This is a genomic window from Pseudomonas caspiana (genome assembly GCF_002158995.1).
Taxonomy (GTDB): Bacteria; Pseudomonadota; Gammaproteobacteria; order Pseudomonadales; family Pseudomonadaceae; genus Aquipseudomonas; species Aquipseudomonas caspiana.
In genome coordinates this window covers 174,995-181,161 of record NZ_LOHF01000007.1, presented here as the reverse complement: position 1 = coordinate 181,161, position 6,167 = coordinate 174,995, and the positions used below count along the sequence as shown (strand labels likewise).

Genomic DNA, 6,167 nt, shown 5'->3' with positions numbered 1-6,167 from the left:
CCCATCATTGGCGAAATTGATAGTTGAAAATGCTCCTCAAGGATCTCCCGTTCGGGTCGATTCATGAGGGGGGCAGTTTCGATACTTTTCCCGAGACAGTGGTCACTGCCAAGGTGGTTGCACAGCCATTATGAGATCTGAATCATTTTTTGCGGTTCTTGCTTCATATCCGGATCCTCTTTATCGCCGCAAACGAGGGGCAGCATGTGCATGACGCCCAAATAAAAGTGAGTCGTTTCAAGGGCTCATACAGCACCTTCATATTGCCTGTTGGAGTGCTGGTCATTGGCGCATTGCTTTCCTTTGGGCTGGGAGCACTGGATAACGCGCGTCAACGAGACACTGAGCGGGCCGCTGTCGCGCTGCAACTCAGCAGCCTGGGCACCCGATTGGCGGAGCGTGTGCGCTTTGCTTTCAGTGGTACTGAAGGCATCGCGCAGCTCATCAGCATCGATGGCAGTATTTCACCGCAGCATTTCAGGCGCATGGCCCAAAGCGCAATCGAGGCCGTTCCCTACATTCGCCACATCGTCATCGCCCCTGATGACGTCATTGTGGATACGTACCCTCTGGCGGGTAACGAGGGCATCATCGGACTGGACTATCGAACCCGGCCGAACCAGTTCCCACTGATCGAAAAGGCCCGCCGTTCAGCCACGGCTTTGCTGGCCGGGCCGGTGGCCTTGTATCAGGGCGGCCGGGAAGTGATTTATCGCCGTCCGGTTTTCCTGTCTGCCCATTCCGAGCGCGACGCCTACTGGGGCCTTGTTTCGGTGGTCGCCGGTACCGAGGCGTTGCTGAACGCCGGGGGGCTTGAAGAGAAGGAGTGGCTGACAGTCGCCCTGCGTGGTCAGGATGGGCTGGGCGCCGAGGGCGCAATGATCTACGGCGACTCAGCGTTATTCGACGGTGCCCCGGTTGTGGTCGACGTGAGTATTCCCGGTGGCTACTGGCAACTGGCAGCGCAACCGAGGCGTGGCTGGTCAACGCCTTCAGTCATCGACTCCTCGCTTTTTCTTCTCGCGATATCCACGTCGCTGCTCTTGAGTCTCTTTATTTTTCAGGCAAGCCTGAACCATCGTCTGATTCGTCGGCGCAATGCTGATTTGCGCAAGGAGATTGCCGAGCGAGAGTTCATTTCGTCTTCGCTGATGCAAAGCGAGGATCGCTTTCGCACATTGTTCGAGCGTTCTCCTGATCCGATCTGGATCAGGGGCCAGGACGGACGAATCAATCTGGGTAACTCTGCGGGGCTTCGAGCCTTGGGATTCAAGGGGCCGGAATTCCCGAGTGTCACGGTGGCGGATATATCCCCTGAATTCCAGCCTGACGGGCAGTCTTCGGTAGACAAGGCCGCTGCCCTGCGAATCGAGGTCGAGCGTGAGGGGGCATTGCGTTTCGAGTGGGATCACAAGCGTGTAGATGGCAGTGTGTTCCCGACCGAGGTGACGTTATGCACCATACAACTGGCGCATGAGCTGGTGACCTACGCGGTCGTGCGCGATATCACTGCCCGCAAAGAGGCTGAACGAGGGCTTGAATACCTCGCCCATTTCGATTCGGTGACCGGGCTGCCCAATCGGGTGTTGTTCCACAAGCAGTTGATTGAGGGTATTGACCAGGCCAGACACCAGAACAACTGCATGGCCGTGCTCATGCTGGACCTGGATGGTTTCAAGCTGGTCAATGACAGCCTCGGCCACCCCATGGGGGATCTGTTGTTGCAGCACGCGACCCATCGCTTTGTCGACGCAGTGCGGCAGGGGGATGTTGTTGCTCGGTTAGGAGGCGATGAATTCGGCTTCATCCTCGATGGACTTGAATGCGAGGCAGACGTCGTTCCGGTGGTGGGGAAAATCCTGGCGGCGCTGCAGCAGCCGTTTTTCCTCGATGGCACTGCCGCGTTAGTGACCGCCAGTATCGGTGTCACGCTGTACCCACAAAACGGTGCGACGGCCCAGGCATTGCTGACCCAGGCGGATACGGCGATGTACGCAGCCAAAGAAGCCGGTCGAAATGACTTCTGTTTTTATCAGTCGCATATGACCACGCAGATTCAGGCTCGAGTCGCTCTGGAAGCTGCCATAAGGCAGGCACTTGAGCGTAATGAATTCGAGGTCTGGTACCAGTCCAAGCTCGATTTGAACACCGGCAAGGTCGCTGGCGCAGAAGCCTTGATTCGTTGGCGTAGCCCGACATTGGGGTTGGTATCGCCGGCGGACTTCATCCCTCTGGCAGAGCGCACCGGCTTGATCGTGTCGATCGGCCATTGGCTCCTGGACCATGTATGCAGCCAGGTCCGGCGTTGGCGGGACAGTGGATTGTTCACCCAGCACGTAGCCATCAACGTGGCAGTGCTGCAAATAGAACGCGGCGATTTTGTCGAAGATGTCCGGCTGGCGTTGCAGCGCTATGAGCTGCCCGCTCAGGCACTTGAAATTGAAGTCACCGAAAGCCTGGTCATGAATCGAAAGGAGTTGGCGCATACGGTGCTGAGCCAATTACGCAGCATGGGTTTGACCGTTGCTGTCGATGATTTCGGCACCGGCTACTCGTCGCTGGCCTATCTGAAAGACTTGCCCATCGACAATCTGAAGATTGATCGCACGTTCATTTCCGGCCTGCCGCATGACAAGGCTTACGTCGCGATTACCCAGGCCGTCATCGAGTTGGGGCACGCGCTGGGCTTTACCGTCACCGCCGAGGGTATCGAAACGCAGGAGCAACTGGCGTTCCTGCGCAACGCCGGTTGTGACACTGGCCAAGGGTACTTGATCAGCCGACCGGTGCCTGTGGATGAGTTCGAGGCATTGCTGGCAGTCACCGACGCAACTTGAAATCATGATCTACAATCAAATAGCCACCATTCATCGGAAGGTGTTCATAATCCTGCGTACCGGCCGACACGAATGAGTAAGCGCACTGTCCATTGATGCACTTGGCCCCAACTGGAACGGATATCTGGTCGGCTTATAACTGGATGAACTTTCAGAGCCACGCCTGATGAAAAAAACGTTGCTCGCCAATTTGCGAGCGCTCATGTCCGTGCCTCACGACAACCCCGGCTTGGTCAAAGCCCAATACATCGCGTTGTCTCGGCAACTGCCGATGATGTACTTCATCCTGCTGATCAATACGCTGGTGCTGGCGGGTACTCACTATTCCGCGGCACCGCCCTGGCTGGCGGTCTACTGCCCGCTGATCATGACCCTGTTCGGCGTTATCCGTGCGGCAGAATGGTGGCGTACGCGCAATCGCATACCCAGCCCGGCACAGATGCTTGCGGCTCTGAAACGCACTAATCGCCTGGCTCCATTTGTAGCCGCAGGCTTTACCGCCTGGTCGCTGGCGCTGTTTCCTTATGGCGACAGTTATGGGCAGGCCCATGTCGCGTTTTACATGGCGATTACGGTGATCGGCTGCATCTTTTGCATGATGCATTTGCTTCCGGCGGCGCTGGCGACCACGGTTGTGGTAAACACTGCATTCGTGGTGTTTTTCGCCTCGACCAACAACATCACGTTTATTGCCACCGCAATCGACGTCCTGCTGGTCTCCATTGCGATGCTCACGATTCTCAAGGCCCAGTACGGTGACTTCACGCGTTTGGTGAACATGCAGGCCAGTACCGAAAGGCTGAGTAACGAGAACCGCCGCCTTGCCAACATGGACAGCCTGACCGGCTTGGCTAACCGTCGACAGTTTTTTTCTCAACTGGAAGCTTTGCTAGCAAACGCGCGGGCGCAGGATGTGCGTCTGGCGGTAGGTTTAATCGACCTCGATGGCTTTAAACCGGTCAATGACCTTTACGGGCATAGCATTGGCGACAAACTGCTGTATCAGGTGGGTCAGCGTTTGACTGGGTTACTCGATGATGGCGTGCACCTGGCCCGGCTGGGCGGGGACGAATTTGCATTGATCATGACCGACGCTAAAAGCGACGAGCAGTTGCGGGCATTTGGTGAACGGGTCTGCGCGCAAATGCGTGAGCCTTTCACACTGGTGGATATTCCGATCCAGATCAGCGCATCGATGGGCATCGCGACTTTTCCGGATCTGGCAGCCAGCGAAACTGAAGTGTACGAGTACGCCGATTACGCGCTGTATCAAAGCAAGCGCAACCGGCCGGGTACAGTCTGCATGTTCTCCGCCGAGCATCGTCAGCAACTCAGTCGACAGGGGCTGACAGAGCAAGCGCTGCGCAGGGCGAACCTGCATGAAGAGTTTCACGTGGTCTTCCAGCCTATCGTCGACATTCACAGCCAGCGAACCATAGCGTTCGAGGCGCTGGCGCGTTGGCAGAGCCCTGAATTGGGGAACGTGCCGCCCAGCGAGTTCATCCCCATCGCCGAACGCATCGGTATGGTTAACCGTCTGACAGTGCCGCTGCTGAGCAAGGCGTTGCACGCCGCCGCGTCCTGGCCTGCCGGTACTCGCTTGTCATTCAATCTCTCCGCCCATGACTGTGGTTCAGAAGAGGCTGCGCAAGTGATCGTTCAGGTCATAAAGGACAGCGGGTTCGCCCCTTCGTATCTGGATCTGGAAATCACCGAGACGGCCGTTATTCAGGATTTGGCCCAGACTCAGCGGGCCATCGCTCTTTTCCGCAGCCTGGGCTGTGGTATTTCCCTGGACGACTTCGGTACCGGGTACTCGAGCCTGAGCCAGATTCACGCGCTGTCGCTGACTAAACTCAAGGTCGACCGTACCTTCGTCACCGACATCCACCTCAACCCGGCAAGCTTCAAAATCGTCAAATCGCTGATCGCCCTGTGCCAGGACATGCAGCTCGAATGCATCGTCGAAGGGGTAGAAACCGAGGCAGAGCTGTCCGCGCTGAAAAGCCTGGGCTGCATGTCCGCGCAGGGCTATCTGTTCTCACGGCCGATTCCACTGGAAGAGATTAGGGGCTGGTTCGAGCACGAGCAGGTTTCTGCGGCCTGATTTGAAGGCCTCTGTAGTAGCTGCCGAAGGCTGCGATGGCGGCGTATCAGGCAAAATGCTTCGCAGCCTTCGGCAGCTACTACAGGTATTCGGTGGGCATGACTATCCCGCAAACCTCACCTCCCGCGAACTACCCAGCAGCAACCCCTGATTCAACTCCGTCACCTCCCGTATGTAATCCCACAACACCGTAATCCGCTTGAGCTTGCGCAGGTCCTCGCGGCAGTACATCCAGAAATGCCTTGTGATGTTCACTTCATCTGCCAACACCGGTATCAACCGTGAATCCTGAGCGGCAAGAAAACACGGCAAAATCGCGACGGCACGGCCTTGCAGCGCAGCGAGGTACTGGGCGATGACGCTGGTGCTGCGCAGTTGTGCTTGCGCGCCGGGCAGCAAGTTGCTGAGGTAAAGCAGCTCCGAGCTGAAGGCCAGGTCGTCTACGTAACTGATAAATTTATGTTCGGCCAGGTCAGCGGAGCTGTTGAGCGGTGCGTGGTTGTCCAGGTATTCCTGAGTCGCGTACAGCCGCAGGTTGTAGTCGCACAATTTGCAGCACACATAAGGCCCGTGCTCCGGTCGCTCCAGGGCAATGACGATATCTGCTTCGCGTTTGGACAGGCTGATGAAGTGCGGCAGCGGCAGGATATCCACCGAGATATCGGGGTAGTCATCCAGGAAGTGGCTGAGCTGTGGCGTGATAAAAAAACTGCCGAAGCCTTCGGTACAGCCGATGCGGATATGTCCGGATAACGCCAGGCCTGATCCCGAAACCTGCTCGCAAGCCAGATGCAGCGTGCTTTCAATGGACTCCGCATAACCCAGCAATCGTTGACCTTCAGCGGTCAGGATGAAACCGTTGCCACGCGACTTTTCAAACAGCAGCGTACCCAGCGAATTTTCCAGCGACGTAATGCGCCGCGACACGGTGGTGTAATCCACTGCGAGTCGTTTGGCGGCGCTGCTGGCCTTGCGGGTACGGGCCACCTCAAGAAAAAACTTCAGGTCATCCCAGTTCAGAGCGCTCCGGGAGGTGATGTTTTTTTGCATGTTGATCCTGCTTTTATGTGCGTTCTTGTTAGAAGTTTGCACATCTATACTCCGATGCAGCCGGTAAACACAGAGCCTGTTGGCAGCTCTCAGATTTCCGTTGCTGCTGACGCCACTGCGTCTTGTAGCAAACATTGAACCTGTAGGAGCGCACGAGCATCGCGAGGCCGCGA

3 protein-coding genes are annotated in these 6,167 nt (G+C 56.9%); 2 read left to right on the top strand and 1 reads right to left on the bottom strand.

The features are described 5' to 3' along the window. The first annotated feature begins 206 nt into the window (after positions 1-206). Both AUC60_RS11090 and AUC60_RS11085 read left to right on the top strand, forming a co-directional pair. The gene (locus tag AUC60_RS11090; protein WP_238599557.1) at positions 207-2,837 is read left to right on the top strand and encodes a bifunctional diguanylate cyclase/phosphodiesterase; all 2,631 of its coding nucleotides are present in this window, start codon (positions 207-209) and stop codon (positions 2,835-2,837) included. 166 nt (positions 2,838-3,003) lie between these two features. Continuing rightward, the gene (locus AUC60_RS11085; protein WP_087266672.1) at positions 3,004-4,944 is read left to right on the top strand and encodes a putative bifunctional diguanylate cyclase/phosphodiesterase; all 1,941 of its coding nucleotides are present in this window, start codon (positions 3,004-3,006) and stop codon (positions 4,942-4,944) included. A 102-nt stretch (positions 4,945-5,046) separates the two neighbouring features. On the opposite strand, the gene AUC60_RS11080 is transcribed toward AUC60_RS11085, so the two are convergent. Next, positions 5,047-5,994 (bottom strand): LysR family transcriptional regulator, encoded by a 948-nt coding sequence (locus tag AUC60_RS11080; RefSeq protein WP_087266670.1) that lies wholly within the window; start codon positions 5,992-5,994, stop codon positions 5,047-5,049. Between the last annotated feature and the right edge of the window lie 173 nt (positions 5,995-6,167).